The organism is Pseudomonas sp. R62, from assembly GCF_000257605.1.
GTDB classification, from domain to species: domain Bacteria; phylum Pseudomonadota; class Gammaproteobacteria; order Pseudomonadales; family Pseudomonadaceae; genus Aquipseudomonas; species Aquipseudomonas atacamensis.
Window position 1 is genome coordinate 1 of the sequence record NZ_AHZM01000941.1, and the last position, 691, is coordinate 691.

The window sequence follows — 691 nt, forward strand, 5'->3', positions numbered from 1 at the left end:
CACGTACAGGCGATCACAGAATGCGGCAGCCAGGTTGAGGTCGTGAATGCTCGCCAGGGTGCCGATGTTCAAGCGCTTGACCAACTTCAACAGCTCAAGCTGATAGCGCGGGTCGAGGTGGTTGGTCGGTTCGTCGAGGATCAGCAGTTGCGGCTGCTGGGCCAAGGCGCGGGCGAGGATCACACGCTGCTTTTCTCCGCCGGAAAGGGTGGCGAAGGCGTGGTCTTCGAAGCCTTGCATGCCGACCGATTCCAGTGCCTGCTGGATCAGTTGCTGGTCGTGCAACGTATCGCCATCGAGCAACCCCTTGTGGGGCGTGCGGCCCATGGCGACCACTTCATCGACACGCAGGCCGAACGCCTCGGGGAATTCCTGCAGCACCACGGCGACGCGTTGTGCACACCACTTCGCGCTTTGCTTCCACACATTCTGGTGGTCGAGCAACACGTCACCGCGCGCCGGCTTACTGAAACGGTACGCACAGCGCAACAGGCTGGTCTTGCCGCTGCCATTGGGCCCTATGAGCCCTACAAACTCCCCTGCACCAACCTGCAGGTTGGCGTCACGCAGGTGGAATTGGTGATGGCAGTGGCCTGTGGGGGACCAGTTGAGGTCGGTGAGGGTTAGCGAAGTCATCGAGTCTCTCAAGTCCAACACCGTTAGAAGGTGTAGTCCGCAGTGACAAAGAACG

General features: G+C 60.6%; 1 protein-coding gene. It reads right to left on the minus strand.

The features are described 5' to 3' along the window. Positions 1–636, minus strand: a 636-nt coding sequence (locus OQK_RS01250; protein ID WP_016770753.1) for an ABC transporter ATP-binding protein, incomplete at its 3' end; no start/stop codon positions are given. Between the last annotated feature and the right edge of the window lie 55 nt (positions 637–691).